The organism is Acidiferrobacter sp. (genome assembly GCF_054609335.1).
In genome coordinates this window covers 26,207-44,027 of the sequence record NZ_JBTRWP010000018.1, presented here as the reverse complement: position 1 = coordinate 44,027, position 17,821 = coordinate 26,207, and the positions used below count along the sequence as shown (strand labels likewise).

Below are 17,821 nucleotides of genomic sequence, written 5' to 3'. Positions count from 1 at the left end.
GAAACGCCATGTTGAGCCTACTTATCATCGTGACGGCGACCATTTTCGTCCTCCCCTTTGCGCCGACCGCGGGGCTCTTCCTGCGCCAGCGCAGGGCGCTCGGGCCGTCACCGCTATCGGAGGCCGCCTACGCGCCGGACCATTTCGCCCGCAGCCTGATCACGAAGCTACGCGCGCGCCTTGGCTTGTTCGCGCAACCCGTGACGACTGTTACCGAATACCGGCTGGACGATGAGCTGCTGTTCCTCATCCCGGCGTCCGTGCGTCGACCGCCCGCGGAATGCGCGACCAAAATGAGTTACGCCTTCGGCGATATTGTGTTGCCGGCGTCCATCGCGTTCCAGAGAGAGGTCGCCTGCGAAGGCTCGCTGGAGTCCGGAGAAAACGGCTCGTATCGCGCGCTCTACGCGGCGGCCACCTTGCATCTCAATCGGAATTCCACGATCATTCGCTGGTGCCACGCCGATGTTACACTCAAAATAAGTGGCGGTTGCCGCATCACCGGCCGGGCATCGGCCAATGAAACGATTGAAGTTGACGCGCCGTGCCTGTTCGTATCGATGACGGCCCCGACGATCCTGGCCGGTGATGCGCAGCCACGGATGCGCGATGCGACTCTGCCGGATCCGGTGTCTGCGACGATGACCGAGGATCGGGTCGTTCGCGGACCGGTATCGCTGGTGGCCGGAACCAGACTACGGGGATCGGTCAAAGCCCGCCGCCGTCTGGAGGTGGGGGCGGATAGCGTCATAGACGGCGCGCTTGTGTGTGAAGGTGAGATAATCATAGGCATGCGATGCGTGATATGGGGACCGATCATCGCCGAAGGCGACATCCACATCGCGGAAGGGTGCGAGATCGGATGCCTGGACCGGCCTACCTCTGTGGTCGGAGAGGACGTCGAGATATCGGTCCCCGCCGTGATCCATGGGGCGCTCCACGCGCGGCAGAGCGGCAGAATTAAAGAGAACTCAAGTATAATATTATAAAAAAATGATATTGTGGGGGGCCAGACGACGTGATCCAGGTCCCGATCCAATTCACGCTGGCAAGGAGTATGACCGTGCGCGGACGGAAGAGTGGTTCCGTTTCATGGGGGCTCATCGTAGCGCTTATTGCGGCGCAGCCCGCGTGGGCCGCTTCGTCGACGCAGGGCGCGCTGGGCGTCCAGCATAAACCGAAGGCGCAAGAGAGCGTTCAGGCGGTCTATCGCCAGCAAAACGCATTATTCAAGGCCGGTCAGCTGATTCTGCAGCCCGGGGTGAGTTACGCCTACTCGGACAGCAACGCCCTTACGCTGAACGGTTTCTTGGCCCTCGGGGCGATCTTTCTCGGGCAGATCAACGTAAGTAAGGTCCAGAGCAATATCGAAACCTTGTCGCTCCAGAGCAGCTACGCGCCTACCGACGACCTTGAGTTGTCGCTGACGGTCCCCTATCTCGCCCGGCAGAGCACCTACGAGTCTGTGGGCGTCAATAGCTCGAGCCTTCAGGCGAGCCAGCAGGATGTGGCCAATAAGGGCCAGATCGGTGATGTCAGCGCCGCCCTGTATTACCAGCTCTCCGGCACCCAAGGTGGGGCTGCGGCCATTTGGAACCTGACGGCCAAGGCGCCCACCGGACGGAGCCCTTACGGCATCGCGGTCGTCACCCAGCCGCAGAACAATAACCTGAGCTACCCGGAGTCCCTGCCGACCGGTAACGGCGTGTGGTCCGTTTCGACGGGGCTTTCTTTCATCAAACCCGTAAGTCCGGCGATCTTGTTCGGGAGCGTGAGTTATACGTATAACATCCCCAACAGCTTCGGTAATATCTCCAGTACGACAACCCCGCAGCCCGGGGAGGTCGCGGGCGGCAACGCCTTTAGTTTCGGGGGCGGGACCGCCTTCGCGCTCAACCGCCGCGTGAGTCTGACGCTGTCCATGAACGAGACGTTCATCACCGAGACGAGCATAAAGCCGCAAGGCGGTCCATGGCAGGCGGTTGTCGGGAGCAACGGCAACGCCGCGGTCTTGAATCTCGGCATGTCCTACGCGGATAGCCGTCGCGTGACGGTCGTCACCAATTTAGCGATAGGGCTCACGAAGGATGCGCCCAATGTCAATTTAAGCGTGACCGTGCCAACGACCTTTTAGCGGAATTGACGAGGGGAGCAGGAGGCAGAGGTGCGAGGCGAGGAGAGAGACGGCAAGACGGAGAATTTCGGTTTCCGTGCCGGGCTTGGGGGCGGCGCCCGCTCTCTGCTCGTATACTGCGCGGCGAAGACTCTCCCATTCCGGGAGGCCGATATCACGAGCCAGGGGTGGAATCTGACGCGCGTCGGCGCGTGGGCGTCAGCACGCGCTCACATGGACAGCCTGGGGGCGGGCGTCGGTATCGTGTGCCTACAGAACGCGAACGAGAAGGAAGTCGCCGAAGCGGAAGCCTTGCTCGGATATGGCAATAGCCGTTTCCGCTGGATCGCGATCCTGGATCTCGCGTTCTTGAAGAGCGCTGTGGCCAACCATCTCATCAGCGAATGCTGTCTCGATTTCCACGTCGCTCCCGTCGATGTCCCGCGCCTTTTGCATAGCCTCGGCCACGCCCTTGGCATGGCGAACCTGAGCCGCGTCCGCCCTCAGCAGTCGGTCGAAAACCGTTTCGAAAAGAACATCGTAGGCACCAGCCAGGCGATAAAGGCCACGTTTCGGCGGATCGCGAAGATCAGCCAATCCGATGCCCCGGTCCTGATCCAGGGAGAAACGGGCACGGGTAAGGAGTTGTGCGCGCTTGCCATTCATGCTCATTCGTCGCGCACCTCGCACCCGTTCGTGGCCGTAAATTGCGGGGCGCTCCCGGACAAGTTGATCCAGTCGGAATTGTTCGGTCACGAGAAGGGCGCCTTTACGGGCGCCCATCAACGCAAGATCGGCCGCATAGAGGCGGCCGAGGGGGGTACGCTTTTCCTCGACGAGATCGGAGACCTGTCCTTGGATCTCCAGGTCAACCTCTTGCGCGTTCTGCAGGGCGGGACCTATGAACGTGTGGGCGGCACCGAGACCATGCATGCGGACATCCGCGTCATCGCCGCGACCCACGTCAATATCGAAAAGGCGGTGGGCGAAAAGCGGTTCCGGGAGGATCTCTATTATCGCCTGAATGTTTTGAACCTCGAGGTGCCGCCGCTGCGTGCCCGCGAGGGTGACGTGACGGCCTTGGCGCGCCACTGGTTCGATACATTCGCTGCGGAAAAGAACCCGCAGGTGCGGGGCTTCAGCCGCGATGCCTTCATCGCCCTGAGCCAGCATACCTGGCCGGGCAACGTCCGTGAGCTCATCAACCGGGTGCGCCGCGCCATGGTGATGTGCGAGCGGCAACTGATAGGGCCCGAGGATCTGGGCCTGGATTATGTCGGCTCCTACCGTGACGTTCCTGTCGAGGAGACGCTGGCCGAGGCGCGCGAGCGTGCCGAGCGTGAGGCGATTTGCGAGGCCATCGAGAAAAGTGGCGGCAACCTGTCGCGGTCGGCACGTTCGCTCGGCGTTTCGCGCGTGACCCTCTATCGCTTGCTCGACAAATACCAGATCGCGCATCGGGTGCCGCGCGACTGAAGAGGTGGGGCGTGGCGCTTGGGGCCGCCATCGCAGGTTCAAGTGCGTGCTCGGTTTGTTCGAGTCCGCGCTCTTGGTAAGCGGGCCGCACTCCTTCCAATAAACCGGATTCCCTGTGACCAAGTCTGCCGCTGTGCGTCGCACCGCCGACGGCCCGCGGCAGGGTCGCGCGCCTCACACGCTGCCGGCCCACCGATGCCAGTCCGTACCCGGCCCCAAGCGGCGTAGGGAGAGGGCCTGCGCAGCTTGGGGCCCGTCTCCGTCTCGCAGCGCCTAGAAACCCACCATGGCATTGAGCAGTTTACGATAGGGTAGGTAGGCGGCGTCGTGCACGCGCACGAGCTGTTTGTGCCCGAACATATCCCGCAAAGGCTTGGTCACTGCGTGCCCCGCCGGGCTCAGGAGCGCGGCTATGATCTTTTGGCGCAACGCTGCTGGGATCCTGTCGCTCAGGGAGAAGGCTTGATTGGGCAGGCCCGGTATCGTGCCGGCTACTTGCAGGCGGCCCGGGAATTTCGCGTTCTGGTGTTTGAATACCGGGAGTGGCTCCAGGGCGGCGACGCAGTTTCCGTCGATGATGTTGCGCGCCGCCTCGGGGAAGCTGTGGATCACGACAATATAGGGCCGCCGGGATGGGTTGGTGAACGAGGTGTCGAGTGTCAAGGTCCCGAGGTTCGGCGGAGAGAAGGCACAGACACTGCGTCCGACCAGCTCGCTCATTTTGGTGGGCGCGTGGTCGCTCTTTTTCGTCACCAGCACGAATTTCAGGTGCCCGCTCAGGGCCACGGCCGCATGATCGTGCCAACGCGCGATCCGCCATCCTATGAAGGATGGCCCGTCAAAGTAGATGTCGGCCGAGTTTTGGCGGACTTGGTCCATATAGGTGAGCCAGTTGCTCGTATAGCGAAATCGGATCGGTGCGCCGGTCGCCTGCGCCAGGAATTGCGCGATGCGTCCGTAGACCGCCTGCTCCTGCGTTTGCGATTGTCGAGGCGGTGCGACCATGATGTAGGCCTTGGAGGGGCCTGCGGCCCAGGCCGACGCACAGAAAAGGCATAGAGCTAAAGCGATGAAGCGGCGCATAGAGTCTCCTCAATATCCTCGAAAGGCCGCTCTGGCGGCTTCGGCGCGACCGCCGACGGCCTTTTCCACCCGGATTATGATTATTATTAATTGGCCATTATAGCCTAGACGCTGCGCCGGGGCTTGCAAGCGTGGCTTTGCGCGTTCGCCGGGCTCCGGACGCGCTTCTATTCGGCTTGGCGTCCCCATAGGGAGGCTGATATAGTCAGCGGGCGACAGACGGCTCGCGGGAGAGACCCGCCCTTCGGGGCATGGGCGCCGACGACGCAACCGCCCGGAAACGTACCGGCAAAGGGACCGCGAGGCCATTTTCGTCGACTCTGGAGAGAGACTGCGTGGCAGTCCACCGAAGGGGCTAAAGCTCTCAGGTTGTGGGACAGAGGGGTGGCTTTCTGAAGCGCTCGCAGCCCTTGGGGTGCGAGTTCGTGTGTATTGAACGCGAGATCTCTCATGGGTCACCGAACCCCCCTGTATGAAGAGCACGTCAAGGCCGGCGCCCGTATCGTGGATTTCGGGGGCTGGGACATGCCCCTCCACTATGGCTCCCAGATTGCCGAGCACCACGCTGTCCGCCGCCAGGCCGGCATCTTCGATGTATCCCATATGCGTGCGGTGGAGGTTCGCGGGGAGCGCGCCCGTGACTTCCTGCGCTATGTGCTTGCCAACGATGTGGACCGGCTCGCGGTCCCCGGAAAGGCCCTCTACGGCTGTCTCCTGAACGAACAGGGGGGCGTGCTCGACGATCTCATAACCTACTTCATCGCCCCCGACTGGTTTCGTCTGATCGTTAACGCCGGCCCCGCCGAGCGCGACATCGCTTGGCTGCGCGGGCATGCGCGGGCGTTTGCCGTCGACATCGCGCCGCGTCCCGATCTGGCCATGATCGCCGTGCAGGGGCCGCAGGCCGATGCGGCGGCGTCGCGGGTACTGGATGCCGCCGCCTTCGCCGCCCTCGGTCGCTTGCCGCCCTTCCATGCTGTATTTACGGGGGACAGCTTCGTGGCGCGCACGGGGTACACGGGCGAGCAGGGCTTTGAGATGCTCGTCGACGCGCGTGAAGTTGCGGCGCTCTGGACGCGTTTCGCGGCCCAGGGGGTCGTTCCCGCGGGGCTCGGCGCCCGTGACACCCTGCGGCTTGAGGCCGGAATGAATCTTTACGGACATGAGATGGATGAACAGGTCTCGCCGCTCGAATCGGGCCTCGCCTGGACTGTCAATCTCGCCACCGACCGCGAGTTTATCGGCCGTTCCGCCCTTTTGCGGCAGCGCGCGCAGGGTCTTGCGCGTAGGCTTACAGGCCTCGTCCTGCAGGGAGCGGGGGTGGTGCGTGCGGGCCAGGAGGTGCAGGGGCCCTTTGGCGTGGGGACAGTGACGAGCGGGAGCTTCTCGCCGACCCTGTCGCGCGGTATCGGTCTCGTCCGGGTACCGCTCGGGGCTTTGGACGGGGAGGTCTGCGCGCTCGCCGGACGTTCCGGGCAGGCGCTGGCCGCACGGCTGGTTGCGCCCCCTTTTGTGCGCCACGGACGCGCCCTGATCGATCTATAGACGGGAGGAGAGATGAGTAAAGTACCGGGGGATTTGCGCTACACGAAGAGCCACGAGTGGGTCCGCGCGGCAGGCGCCGATATCGTGGTCGGCATCACCGATCACGCCCAGGACCTCATGGGCGATATGGTATTCGTCGAGCTCCCGAAGCCCGGGACCGAGCTTGTGGTCGGCAAGGAATGCGCGGTCGTCGAATCCGTCAAGGCGGCATCGGATGTGTACGCCCCGCTTGCGGGCGAGGTCACTGAGGTGAACGAGGCGCTGGCCGGCGCGCCCGAGACCCTCAATAGCGATCCTTACGGGGAGGGCTGGCTCTTCAAATTGCGACCCCATGATCCTGAGGCGGTCCGCGCACTCCTCGACGCGGCCGCCTACGAGTCCTTGCTGGCCTCCGAAGGTTAGATCATGCCCTTCATTCCCCATACTGCGGCCGATCGGGACGCGATGCTTGAGACCATAGGCGCGGCCTCGGTCGAGGAGCTCTTCGATGAGATCCCATCGCGGCTGCGTTCAGCGCCGCTTGCCGGCGTGCCGGAAGCGATGACGGAACAGCAGGTGAGTCGTCTCATGCGTGAGCGCGCCGCCGTTGACGGCGAGTTCCTGACCTTCCTGGGCGCCGGCGCCTATGAGCACCACATTCCGGCGGCGGTTTGGGAGATCGCGAGCCGCGGCGAGTTCTATACCGCCTATACGCCCTATCAGGCCGAGGCGAGCCAGGGCACCTTGCAGGTGCTCTACGAATTCCAGACCATGATTACGAGCCTCGTCGGTCTCGATGTCGCCAACGCCAGCCTCTATGACGGCTCATCGGCCTTGGCCGAGGCGGTGTTAATGGCCGTGCGGCTGCATGGCCGGTCGCGACGCGTGCTGATTCCGGAAACCGTTCACCCCCTCTACCGCAAAGTCGTGGAGGCGGTGGTATCGGCGCAGTCGATCACGCTCGAGATCGTGCCCATGGGCACCGATGGTACGACCGACCTGGAGGCCCTGAAGGCGCGTCTCGACGGGGCCGCGGCGCTCGTCATCCCCCAGCCAAACTTCTTCGGTTGTCTGGAGGACGTGCATGCCTTGACTGCCCGGGCCCGGGATCACGGTCTCGTGGCCATAGGACTCGTGAACCCCGTCGCCTGCGCATTGCTTGCGCCGCCGGGAATGTGGGGCCCAGGTTGTGACATCGCAGTCGGCGAGGGGCAGCCGCTCGGCGCGCCCTTGTCCTCGGGCGGACCCTACTTCGGCTTCATGGCCTGTCGGAGCGAGCACGTCCGCCAGATGCCTGGACGCGTCGTCGGGCGCACGGTCGATGTCGCCGGTCACGAGGCCTTCACGCTCACCTTGCAGGCGCGCGAACAACACATCCGCCGATCCAAGGCGACCTCCAATATCTGCACGAACCAGGGTCTGCTCGTGACCGCCGCCACGGTGCACATGGCGCTCTTGGGGCCCGAGGGTCTGCGCCGCGTGGCGCTCGCCTCGCACGCCCATACCGCCGATTTGCGCGCGCGCCTGACCGCCATACCGGGGGTGCGCGCGGCCTTTCCCGCGACGCCGTTTTTTCATGAAGTGGCGCTCAGGCTCCCGGTGCCGGTGCCCGAGGCCCTGCGCGCCCTCGAGGCGCAGGGCATTCTCGGCGGTTATGCGCTCGGTGAGTCCTTCCCGGAGATGGGCGACGGACTGCTTGTGTGCGCCACCGAGACTAAGACCCCGGACGATATAGCCCGCTACGCCGAGCATTTGGAGCGGATCGTGATGAAGCGCCGTCTCGATCCCCCCTGCGCATACAAGGACGACAACCCAAGGAGCTCTTAAGACATGGCAAAAATCACCCTGAAAGGCACCCCCTGCACCACCTCCGGCGATCTTCCCAAAGTCGGCGCCAAGGCGCCGGATTTCAAGCTCGTCAATGGTTCGCTCGCGAACGTGGGTCTTGGCGATTTTAAGGGCAAGAAGAAGATCATCAGCATTGTCCCGAGTCTCGACACGCCGGTGTGCGCCATAAGCACAAAACGTTTCGACGAATATGCCGCCAAGGACAAGAACACGGTGGTGCTCGTGGTGTCTTCCGACCTGCCGTTCGCGCAAGGCCGTTTTTGTTCGGCCGAGGGCACCTCGCATGTCGTGCCGCTGTCTATGATGCGCGACCGCCATTTCGCGCGCGATTACGGGGTCTTGATTCAGGACGGGCCGCTCGAGGGGATAACGGCCCGCGCGGTCGTGGTCCTCGATGCCGAGGACCGGGTTGCGCACGCCCAACTCGTAGCCGAGATCGGTCAGGAACCGGACTACGCCGCCGCCATTGCTGCCCTGAAGTAGCCGCCCGTGCTCATATTCGAAAGAGGCCAGAGTGGGCGGGTGAACGGCGCGCAGATGCCGCATTCGTTGCCCGAGCCTGGCGACATTCCGCCGGCGCTCCTGAGGCGCGCGCCGCCCGTCCTGCCGGAGGTCTCGGAGCTGCAGGCGGTCCGGCATTACACGCGCTTGAGCCAGCGGAATTTCTCCATCGATACGCACTTCTATCCGCTCGGTTCGTGCACGATGAAGTATAACCCCCGCGCCGCGCACGCCGCGGCGAGCCTGCCGGGCTTCGCAAATCGCCATCCGCTCGCGCCCGAGTCGACAGGTCAGGGCTTTCTCGCGTGTCTTTTCGAGCTGCAGGAGATGTTGAAGGACGTGACCGGGATGCGCGCGGTGTCGCTCACACCCATGGCTGGGGCCCAGGGCGAGTTCGCGGGCGTGGCTATGATCCGCGCCTACCATCGCTCTCGTAACGACCTCGCGCGCGACGAGATCCTGATCCCCAAGGCGGCCCACGGGACCAATCCAGCGACCGCGGCTATGTGCGGTTACCGCGTGCGGGAGATCGACGTGCGCCCCGATGGTGACATCGACCTCGCGGCGCTCGATGCCGCCATCGGACCGCAGACCGCGGGCCTCATGTTGACCAACCCCTCGACCCTGGGTGTCTTCGATCGCCACATTGAGGAGATCGCGCGGCGCGTGCATGCCGCAGGTGGGCTCCTCTATTACGACGGCGCAAACCTGAATGCCATCCTGGGCCGGGTCAAGCCCGGGGACATGGGTTTCGATGTCGTGCACCTGAATCTCCACAAGACCTTTTCCACCCCTCACGGTGGGGGCGGCCCGGGCGCGGGACCTGTGGGCGTAAGCGAGCGGCTCCTGCCGTTTTTGCCGGTGCCCATGGTCGCCGAGAGCGGCGGGCGCTATAGCTGGATCACGGAGAAGACCCGTCCGCAGACCATCGGCCGTTTATCGGCCTTCATGGGCAACGCGGGCGTGCTTTTGCGCGCCTATGTTTATGCGCGGCTCGTCGGACGTGAGGGCATGGCGCGGATCAGTGACTATGCCACCTTGAATGCCAATTACCTGCTCGCGCGCCTCGGCGGCTTGGGCTTCGAGCCCGCCTATAGGCGTCGCCGCGCCACGCACGAGTTTCTGTTGACCTTGAAGGGTCTCAAGGAAAGAACCGGGGTGACAGCGCTCGATGTCGCCAAGCGCTTGCTCGACAAGGGCTACCACGCGCCGACCATCTACTTTCCTTTGATGGTTCCAGAGTGTCTGTTGATCGAGCCGACCGAGACCGAAAGCCGTGACGAGCTCGATGGTTTCGTGGCGGCCATGGCGGAGATCCTCGCCGAGGCCGCGTCCACGCCGGACGTTCTGAAGGCTGCACCCCATACGCTGCCTGTGCGCCGCGTGGACGAGGTGCGCGCCGCGCGCGAGCTCGACCTGGCCTGGAGGCCTGCGGCGACCCACGCCTGAGCCCGGTGGCAGCCACCTATCGGGCCTTTTCTTCCATTCGGGCCGGTTGCGATATCGGGAGACCTCGGTGGCGGTTATGCTGTGCGCCATTGAGTTACCCGTGTTCAGCGGCCGGTCCACTCACGAGGGTTTTGGGGACAATGACCACGTTGATTTGCGGATCCTTTGCGTTCGATACGATTATGGTGTTTCCGGACCAGTTTGGACGACATATTCTTCCGGACCGGCTGCACATCCTGAACGTGTCGTTTATGGTGCCGACCATGCGGCGGGAGTTCGGGGGCTGCGCCGGCAATATTGCCTATAACCTGAACGCGCTGGGTGGCAAGGCCGTGCCCATGGGTACGGTCGGCGAGGATTTCCTCCCTTATGCCCAATGGATGGATCGGCACGGCATCGCCCGCGGCCATGTGACCGAGGTGCCGGGGACGTATACGGCGCAGGCCTTCATCACGACTGATCTGGATGACAACCAGATCACCGCGTTTCATCCCGGGGCCATGGGCGAGTCGCACCGCAACCGCGTCGCCGATGCCGCTGGCGTCACGCTCGGCATCGTCTCGCCGGATGGGCGACAGGGCATGATCGACCACGCGCGGCAATTCGCGGAGGCCGGCATACCGTTCATTTTTGATCCGGGTCAGGGACTACCTATGTTCGAGGGCGCGGAACTGCTCTCATTCGTCGATCAGGCCGATTATGTGTGCGTGAACGACTACGAGGCACAGATGCTTGCGACCCGTACCGATGTCAGTATCGCCAAGCTGGCCGCGCGCACCCGCGCTTTCATTGTGACGAAGGGCGCCGAGGGCTCGGAGATCCATGCCGATGGGCACGTCTATCACATCCCCCCGGTGCGCGCGGACAAGGTCTGCGATCCAACCGGCTGTGGTGACGCTTACCGCGCGGGCCTGCTTTTTGGATTGGAAAAGGGCTTTGATTGGGAGACGAGTGGGCGCGTGGCATCGCTCCTCGGCTCTCTGAAGATTGAGTACAACGGGACACAGAATCACACCATAGACGCCGAGGCCTTCGGCGAACGTTTCGCCAAGGTCTTCGGGTATCGTCTGAACTGACTGAGGGCATCTCTACATGTTGCTGGAATCGGTGTTTGCCTTACTGAAGTCCGTGCCGGCCATTTTTTATGCGATCACCACCGGGTCGACCATCACACTAAGCGGGCTCTACATGCAAAACCGCAGTGAGTCCGAACGCAACGGTGAGCGTCTGCGTCATGATGCCCTTATGCGCGATCGCGAGCGCGATATGGCGCTGCGTCGCGAGGTCTACCTCAAGTCAGCAGAGGCCTTGGCCCACGCCCAGGAGTATCTGGGGGCGTTCGCGCGCGACGATCTGGGGACAGGTCAGCACGAAGCGCTCATCCGGGGCATAGGGGGCGACCTGAACAAGGTGCATATCGTGGGGTCCATGCCCACCGTGGAGGCGGTCGTCACCGCCAACGAGTTCTTCGTGCGCAGTGTCGCCGATCTCGGGGTCGAGCAGTTGCCCGTAAAGCGGCTGAAAGAAGAGATCAAGGTCCAGGAGCTTGTGATCGAGGCGGCCGGCGGGCGGCGCGACGAGGCGCTCGCGCGGATGCGCGAGATGGATCAGGCGCAGGCCACGCAGTCGGCCTTCTGGGACGTGCAGAACCAGATATTGACCGAGGCCCAGACCGCGATCGAGGGCGCCATCGAGCGTATGCGCGACTTGAAGCAGGCGCTATTGGTGGCCGAGGCCAAGTTGCTGCGCGACGCGGCCAATGCCGGGATCGCCTTTGGGGCGCTGGTCGTGCGTGCCAATGTGGCTATTCGCCGGGAACTGGAGATGCCCCTGGACGCCGAGGCCTATCTTGGACTGATGGAGCGTTCCCAGGAGGCCGTGGCACGCAATGTCGGAAATTTCCATGAGCAGAGCATGGAAGATCGGAGAACGCTCGCCGAGGCCCATGTCGCGCCGCCACGTACCGCCTTCGTCCAGTGGTTCGGGCGGGGCAAAGAGGCGGCGGTTCGGCCCGCCGCCCAGGCGTCGGTCGCGCGACAGGGCTGAGGGGCCGTGCGTCGTTACATCTCCTTCTTGATATCGTTGCAGGACCTGTTCGCCTCTGATAAATTAGCTCCTGTTAACAGGTCTTTTTCGAGGCGCTTATGAGTATCAAGTTTTCCGAAGACGTGGTGCCTCTGGCGGATCTGAAGGTGAATCCGGGCCGTGTTGTGAAGCATGTGACGGATGCCCATCGCGCCGTGCTGCTTACCAGCCGGGGCCGCGGAGTCGCAGTCGTCCAATCGGTTGCGGATTACGAGAAGACCGAGGAGGAGCGGGCCTTCCTCCGGGGCGTGGTCGCGGGACTCGCGGATTTGGAAGAGGGGCGTGAGATGTCGCTTGCCGAGGCGAAGAGGCGGCTCAGTCTGGAATAGCGGATAGGCCGATAGGCGCGTCGATAGACACAATGAGGACCGCGACCCATGAAGCTCGGCGTTCGGGATAATCCCTCGGGAGGCTTCGAGCAGCGCAAACGGCAACGAGCGCTTATCGCGTCCCGGCTGTTCTGTGAGCGCTTGGCACGTTTTATGGCGCGAGTAGTCTACGTAACCCGATTCAGCTAGAGCGTCCAGGGACCGATTCTAAGTCATGTCTCCCATAGTCCTGAGTCTTGCCGAATCCGCGCTTCGAGATCTCGAGGACGTGCGTATTTGGTACATGGAGCAAGGGGTGCCAGAGGTCGGGGTGCGTTTCGTGAAGGAGATCCTCAACCGGATCCCGTGTTTGGTCGAGCATCCGGATATGGGACGGGTGGTACCTGAATTTGGGCAACCATTCTTGCGGGAACTCATCCATCCGCCATTTCGTATCGTGTATCGGCGCGACCCCCGGAAGGTGCGGATCGTGCGGGTTTGGCGTTCCGAACGCCTACTCCATCTCCCGGCCCCGAAGTGAGGCTTGGGCCTACAGCCGCTCTCGTGCGCGCCATCGGGCGGCCGACTGACGCGGCGTACGCGTGAGTTGTGGTGGGGAGCGCTATCGCCTTACGCAGCGGGGGCGGCTGGCAACCGATGCATGCCGGTGCCCGGGTGCGGTTCGTGACAAGGTCGCCGACGGCACGCGTCACCTAGTCCAACATCCGGATGTGGGGCGGGTGGCGTCCGAATGGGGGGTTCGCGTGCAACCGTTTTTTGCAATGGTTTCAGCCCGCGACCGCAGCGCGACCGAGATGTTCGAACGAAAAGTGCGGGCGGCTGCAGCCGGATCGGTATATCGCATCGTGGACCGTCACGGCGGAGAGCCGCGCCTATCTCCCGACCAAGACTAAACCCTCCGCCTCCCACAACACGCAGCCGCCCGCGAGACTCGCGACCTCGGTAAAGCCCATCTGTTGCAGGGTATCGGCGGCCAGCGCGCTGCGGGTCCCCGACTCACAATAGAGCACCACACGCCGCCCTTGGGCCGAGCACAAGGGCTCCACCCTGTGCGGACTCTTGGGGTCCGCCGCCTGTTCGAGGGTCCCGCGCGGGATCAGGGTCGCGCCTGGGATATGGCCGCCCTCGAACTCTGCGGGTTCGCGGATATCGACTATGAGGACAGCCTCATTGTCCTCGAGCAGGCGGTCGAGCTCGTCGGGCGCGATTTCCTGGATGCGACTGCGGGCCTGTGCGACGAAATCGCCAAGACTCATGGGCATGACGGTGTTTCCTCCACGGTGCCGTTCGTTATTCTGCTAAAGGGTGGTGCGCGCGAGCAAGGCCTCGAACATCTGTTCTTCGGTCACTGGCGCCTCGCAATGCAAGCCCTGGCAGGCGTAGGCCACTATAGGGCCTGTCGGGGCGCGTGCGGCGAGCCCCTCGGGCAGGTCGCGCGCATCCTCGGGGATGGCGAACACCGAACGGCGCGGGGCGAAGTCTTTGCGGGCGCGTTCCTGCCATTGGACGAGAGGGCCCGCCGCCCCGCGCAGGATGATGATGGGTGGTGGGTCGGTCGCGTCCTCCCAGGCCTCGATGAGCGTGGTGTGCATCGAGGGGTAGTGGGCAAGCGCCCCTTTGCCTGCCGCGACGGCGCGCTCTGCGTGCGCCTCGAGCGCGGGGTCTGCGAGCAGGTGGGCGAGGCGCAAAAGCGCCGAGGCGGCCACCGCGTTACCCGAGGGCAGGGCGTCATCGGAGAAGGTCTTGGGCCGATAGAGGGGGGTGTCGTGGTCGCTGGCCGTGAAGTAGAACCCACCCTCTTCGGTGTCGGCGAAATCCGCGATCATGCGTGCGGCCAAGGCCCGCGCGAATGCCAGATCGGCGTCTCGCCAGCGCGCCATCATGAGCTCGAGCACACCGTCGAGCAGGAAGGCGTAGTCGTCCAGGTAGCCGTAGGGACTCGTGCGACCGTCTTTGGTCACGGCGGCCAGACGCGTCCCATCCCAGAGATCCCGGCGCATCCGGTCGCAGGCCCGCTGCGCGGAATCCACGAAGCGCGTGATGCCCAAGAGCCGCCCGGCACGCGCCAGCGCCTTGATCATGAGCCCGTTCCATGCCGTTAAGATCTTATCGTCGCGCGAGGGTTTCGGGCGCGTGGCGCGGATGGCCGCGAGTTGAGCACGGGCTTGCGCCAGGCGTTGGGCGGCCAAGTCTTCCGGCACGCCGAGACGTGCGGCGACCTCATCGAGGGGGCGCGCGATCATGAGGTGGTGGGCGTGCCCTTCGAAGTTGGGGGGCAGGTCCAGCCCGAAATACGAAACCGCCACGGCGGCCTCGTCCGCGCCGAGCCGCGCCTCGACCTCGGACCGTTGCCAGAGATAAAAGGCCCCTTCCTCGCCGTCGCTGTCGGCGTCCAGGGTGGCGTAATAGCCGCCCTCGGGGGCCTGCATGGCCCCGAGCACCCAGTCGCCCGCTTCGATCGCGACGTCTCGAAAGCGCTTGTCGCCGGTGGCCAGAAAGGCCTCGGCATACAGCGGGATCAGTTGGGCGTTGTCATAGAGCATCTTTTCGAAGTGCGGGATGTGCCACTGCGCGTCGACGCTATACCGAAAAAAGCCCCCTTCGAGGTGATCATAGAGTCCACGGTCGGCCATGGCGCGCAGGCTCGCGCGCGCCATGGAGAGCGCCTCAGGATCGGGCTTGCCCGGGGAGGCGAGCAGAAGCCTTCGCACGCCGCCTGGGTGAGGGAACTTCGGGGCACCTCCGAACCCGCCGTTTGCCCCATCGAACTGCCCTTTGAGCTCGGTGAGCGCGCGCAGGGCCTCGGATGTGTCCGCTGCTTGGACACCACCGCGGGGGTTGGCACGCCCCTCGGCCCTCAGGGCCTCGCGCAACTGCGGTGCCTGAGCTGTGAGTTCCGCGCGATGTTCTCGGAAGTAGTGCTCCACTTGCACGAGCAGGTCGGGGAACGCTGGCAGCCCGAAGCGGGCTTCCTTCGGAAAATAGGTCCCCCCAAAAAACGGCGTCAGGTCGTCGGGTGCCAGGAACATGGTGAGCGGCCAGCCGCCGGCGCGGCGCGCAAGCAGATTGTGGGCGGCCTGGTAGACGCGGTCCAGGTCGGGGCGCTCTTCGCGGTCGACCTTGATGCATACGAACAGACGGTTCATGACCGCGGCCACGCGGTCGTCCTCGAAGGACTCGTGGGCCATGACATGACACCAGTGGCACGCCGAGTAGCCCACGGATAGCAGGATCGGCTTGTCGGCCAGCCGCGCCTCCCTTAGGGTGCGGTCGTCCCATGGCTGCCAGGCCACCGGGTTGTCGGCATGCTGTCGGAGATAGGGGCTCGTCTCGCTTGCGAGGCGATTGCTGAGATCGGTCGTGTCCATGGCGCCTTCCAAAATCCCGATTGTACCCCGCAAGCCGCGCCGCGCACCCTTCCTTGGTATAATGGCGCCATGTCTCTCCCTACTATTCGTTTGCGACCGCGCGAAGATCGGCGCCTGCGTGCCGGCCACCTCTGGGTGTTCAGCAACGAGATCGATTGTGATGCCACGGCGCTCACCGCTTTTACGCCGGGCGATCTCGTGTGCGTTGAAAGCGCCCGCGGGCGCCCCTTGGGGGTGGGTTATGTGAACCCGAAGTCCCTCATCAGCGTGCGGCTCATGAGCGCCGATCCGCGTGCGGTCATAGGCCGGGATCTGATCGTCGCGCGTGTGCAAGCCGCGCTCGCGTGGCGCGAACGTGCCTTCGGCCAGCCCTTCTACCGGCTCATCTTCGGTGAGGCCGACGGCCTCCCGGGTCTTGTCGTCGATCGTTATGGCGATGCGCTAGTCGCGCAGTTCACGACCGCCGGCATGGAGTGCCTGAAGCCGCTCGTGATCGAGGCCCTGGAGCAGGTCGTGCGTCCGACCAGTATCCTCATTCGCAACGATACCGCGAGCCGCGCCCTCGAGGGCCTCCCCACCTATGTCGAGGCAGTGCTCGGCGAGCCGCCGGCCGAGACCACGGTGATTGAGGGCCTCTGCCGGTTCCGGGTGGCGCTGGGCGCGGGCCAGAAGACCGGGTGGTTCTATGATCAGCGGCCGAATCGTGCGCGGCTCCTGCCGTATGTCACGCACGCCCGGGTGCTGGACCTCTTCACCTATGTGGGCGGCTTCGGGATTCAGGCCGCCGCCCACGGGGCCGATCATGTGACTCTGGTGGACGCCTCCGAACGCGCGCTGTCTTATGCGCGCGGCAATGCCGCCGATAATGGGGTGGCGGGACACGTTCGCGCCATTCAGGGTGATGCCTTCGATGTCTTACGGGAGCTTCGCGGGGCCGGTGAACGCTTTGACGTAGTTATCGTGGATCCGCCGGCCCTCATTAAGCGGCGCAAGGATTATGAGGCGGGGCTCGCCGCTTATCAGCGGTTGAACGAGGCGGCGCTCGCGGTCTTGGGTGATGACGGGGTGCTGCTTTCGGCATCGTGTTCGTATCATCTTGAGCGTCACGCTCTCGCGCGGGCCGTGGCAGAGGCGGCCGCCCGCCTCAAGCGGGGGCTGCAGTTCGTGGACGAGGGTGGCCAGGGCCCCGATCACCCGGTGCATCCGGCAATCCCGGAGACCGCTTACCTGAAGGCCTTCGTCGCGCGTTCCTTATCGGTCCTCTAGCGCCGGTCGTCGTCCACGCTCGCGCACGTTTCCGTGAAATTCTCCAAGCCGAATCGCCTCTTAAGCCGGATACGCGTTGTGAGCCGCCCTTCTACAATGACGAACGACAAAGATGGGCAGGGGTTTTTCTTGTCCAACCGTAGGACATTGAAAACGGAGGACAGCAATGATCAGAAAAGGAGCGTTACTTAAGACAGGGATGACGGCGGCGTTGACGCTTGCGCCGGTGATCGCGTTGGCCCATGACGGGGGTTTTTCGCAAGCCGGGCTTTATATCGGCGCCGGCGGCGGGGTTGCCCGCAATCGCGGGCTTAACAATAGCAATCTCCCGAAACCTTTCACCAACTTCAGTGGTACGCAGGGGGCGTGGAAGGCCTTCATGGGACTGGCCTTCGACCGCTTCTTCGCCATTCAGGCGGATTACCTGAATTTCGGCACCGACACGATTTCGACGCCGATAGGGTCGGAGCAGGTGCGCAATCGCGGTTATGACTTGAATGCGCTGCTCTCATTCCCGTTTACGTCACGCCTCTCGCTCTTCATAGAGGGGGGTGCCTCGCGGTTCCATACGCGCACCATCACGCCGATCTCCACCACTGTCACGCGCGATCAAACCCACCCCGACTACGGGGCTGGTATCCAGTATTATGTGACCCGGCACGTGGCCTTCCGGGGAGAATGGCAGGAGTTTCGCATCCCCAACAACAACACGCAGCTCTATAGCGGTGACCTCGTGCTGCGGTTCTAGACCATGCTTGGGGCCCCGTGGTCGGCGCCGG

17 protein-coding genes and 2 riboswitches are annotated in these 17,821 nt (G+C 64.0%); of the genes, 14 read left to right on the top strand and 3 right to left on the bottom strand.

Annotated features, from left to right (window positions below; translation table 11 throughout):
* Window positions 1-8 precede the first annotated feature (8 nt).
* The 3 genes from ACYCTF_RS06640 (at window position 9) to ACYCTF_RS06630 (ending at window position 3,589) form a co-directional block, all read left to right on the top strand.
* The gene (locus ACYCTF_RS06640) at window positions 9-989 is read left to right on the top strand and encodes a bactofilin family protein (protein WP_461283308.1); all 981 of its coding nucleotides are present in this window, start codon (window positions 9-11) and stop codon (window positions 987-989) included.
* Between the two features lie 74 nt (window positions 990-1,063).
* The gene (locus ACYCTF_RS06635; RefSeq protein WP_461283307.1) at window positions 1,064-2,134 is read left to right on the top strand and encodes a transporter; all 1,071 of its coding nucleotides are present in this window, start codon (window positions 1,064-1,066) and stop codon (window positions 2,132-2,134) included.
* Between the two features lie 30 nt (window positions 2,135-2,164).
* Entirely contained in the window at window positions 2,165-3,589 is a 1,425-nt protein-coding gene (locus tag ACYCTF_RS06630) for a sigma-54 dependent transcriptional regulator (RefSeq protein WP_461283306.1), read from the top strand.
* Between the two features lie 273 nt (window positions 3,590-3,862).
* On the opposite strand, the gene ACYCTF_RS06625 is transcribed toward ACYCTF_RS06630, so the two are convergent.
* Window positions 3,863-4,672 (bottom strand): phosphate/phosphite/phosphonate ABC transporter substrate-binding protein, encoded by an 810-nt coding sequence (locus ACYCTF_RS06625; protein ID WP_461283305.1) that lies wholly within the window; start codon window positions 4,670-4,672, stop codon window positions 3,863-3,865.
* A 217-nt stretch (window positions 4,673-4,889) separates the two neighbouring features.
* A riboswitch (glycine riboswitch) is annotated at window positions 4,890-4,982 on the top strand.
* A riboswitch (glycine riboswitch) is annotated at window positions 4,983-5,062 on the top strand.
* A 60-nt stretch (window positions 5,063-5,122) separates the two neighbouring features.
* Here ACYCTF_RS06625 and gcvT point away from each other — a divergent pair.
* The 9 genes from gcvT (at window position 5,123) to ACYCTF_RS06580 (ending at window position 12,928) form a co-directional block, all read left to right on the top strand.
* Window positions 5,123-6,217 (top strand): glycine cleavage system aminomethyltransferase GcvT, encoded by a 1,095-nt coding sequence (gcvT, locus tag ACYCTF_RS06620; protein WP_461283304.1) that lies wholly within the window; start codon window positions 5,123-5,125, stop codon window positions 6,215-6,217.
* A 12-nt stretch (window positions 6,218-6,229) separates the two neighbouring features.
* Complete coding sequence (gene gcvH / locus ACYCTF_RS06615; protein ID WP_461283303.1) at window positions 6,230-6,619, top strand: glycine cleavage system protein GcvH; 390 nt, start codon at window positions 6,230-6,232, stop codon at window positions 6,617-6,619.
* 3 nt (window positions 6,620-6,622) lie between these two features.
* A complete protein-coding gene (gene gcvPA / locus ACYCTF_RS06610; protein WP_461283302.1) occupies window positions 6,623-8,023 on the top strand; it encodes an aminomethyl-transferring glycine dehydrogenase subunit GcvPA in 1,401 nt (466 codons plus the stop codon).
* Window positions 8,024-8,026: 3 nt separating this feature from the next.
* Window positions 8,027-8,527 (top strand): thiol peroxidase, encoded by a 501-nt coding sequence (gene tpx, locus ACYCTF_RS06605; RefSeq protein ID WP_461283301.1) that lies wholly within the window; start codon window positions 8,027-8,029, stop codon window positions 8,525-8,527.
* A gap of 6 nt (window positions 8,528-8,533) precedes the next feature.
* Entirely contained in the window at window positions 8,534-9,994 is a 1,461-nt protein-coding gene (gcvPB, locus tag ACYCTF_RS06600; RefSeq protein WP_461283300.1) for an aminomethyl-transferring glycine dehydrogenase subunit GcvPB, read from the top strand.
* Window positions 9,995-10,134: 140 nt separating this feature from the next.
* Window positions 10,135-11,070: a carbohydrate kinase family protein gene (locus tag ACYCTF_RS06595; protein WP_461283299.1), complete on the top strand. Its 936-nt coding sequence runs from the start codon at window positions 10,135-10,137 to the stop codon at window positions 11,068-11,070.
* 16 nt (window positions 11,071-11,086) lie between these two features.
* Window positions 11,087-12,040 carry a hypothetical protein gene (locus ACYCTF_RS06590; protein ID WP_461283298.1) on the top strand — a complete coding sequence of 318 codons (954 nt, stop codon included), beginning with the start codon at window positions 11,087-11,089 and terminating at the stop codon, window positions 12,038-12,040.
* Window positions 12,041-12,138: 98 nt separating this feature from the next.
* Complete coding sequence (locus ACYCTF_RS06585; RefSeq protein ID WP_461283297.1) at window positions 12,139-12,408, top strand: type II toxin-antitoxin system Phd/YefM family antitoxin; 270 nt, start codon at window positions 12,139-12,141, stop codon at window positions 12,406-12,408.
* Between the two features lie 214 nt (window positions 12,409-12,622).
* A complete protein-coding gene (locus ACYCTF_RS06580) occupies window positions 12,623-12,928 on the top strand; it encodes a type II toxin-antitoxin system RelE/ParE family toxin (protein ID WP_461283296.1) in 306 nt (101 codons plus the stop codon).
* Between the two features lie 352 nt (window positions 12,929-13,280).
* Here ACYCTF_RS06580 and ACYCTF_RS06575 read toward each other — a convergent pair whose 3' ends face one another.
* Window positions 13,281-13,670, bottom strand: a complete 390-nt coding sequence (locus tag ACYCTF_RS06575; RefSeq protein WP_461283295.1) for a rhodanese-like domain-containing protein — start codon at window positions 13,668-13,670, stop codon at window positions 13,281-13,283.
* A 36-nt stretch (window positions 13,671-13,706) separates the two neighbouring features.
* On the bottom strand, window positions 13,707-15,776 hold the full coding sequence (locus ACYCTF_RS06570) for a thioredoxin domain-containing protein (protein WP_461283294.1): 2,070 nt from the start codon (window positions 15,774-15,776) through the stop codon (window positions 13,707-13,709).
* Between the two features lie 69 nt (window positions 15,777-15,845).
* On the opposite strand from ACYCTF_RS06570, the gene ACYCTF_RS06565 reads away from it, so the two are divergent.
* Window positions 15,846-17,042, top strand: coding sequence for a class I SAM-dependent rRNA methyltransferase (locus ACYCTF_RS06565; protein WP_461283293.1), 1,197 nt, complete (start codon window positions 15,846-15,848; stop codon window positions 17,040-17,042).
* A gap of 166 nt (window positions 17,043-17,208) precedes the next feature.
* Window positions 17,209-17,790, top strand: coding sequence for an outer membrane beta-barrel protein (locus tag ACYCTF_RS06560; protein WP_461283292.1), 582 nt, complete (start codon window positions 17,209-17,211; stop codon window positions 17,788-17,790).
* Window positions 17,791-17,821 lie beyond the last annotated feature (31 nt).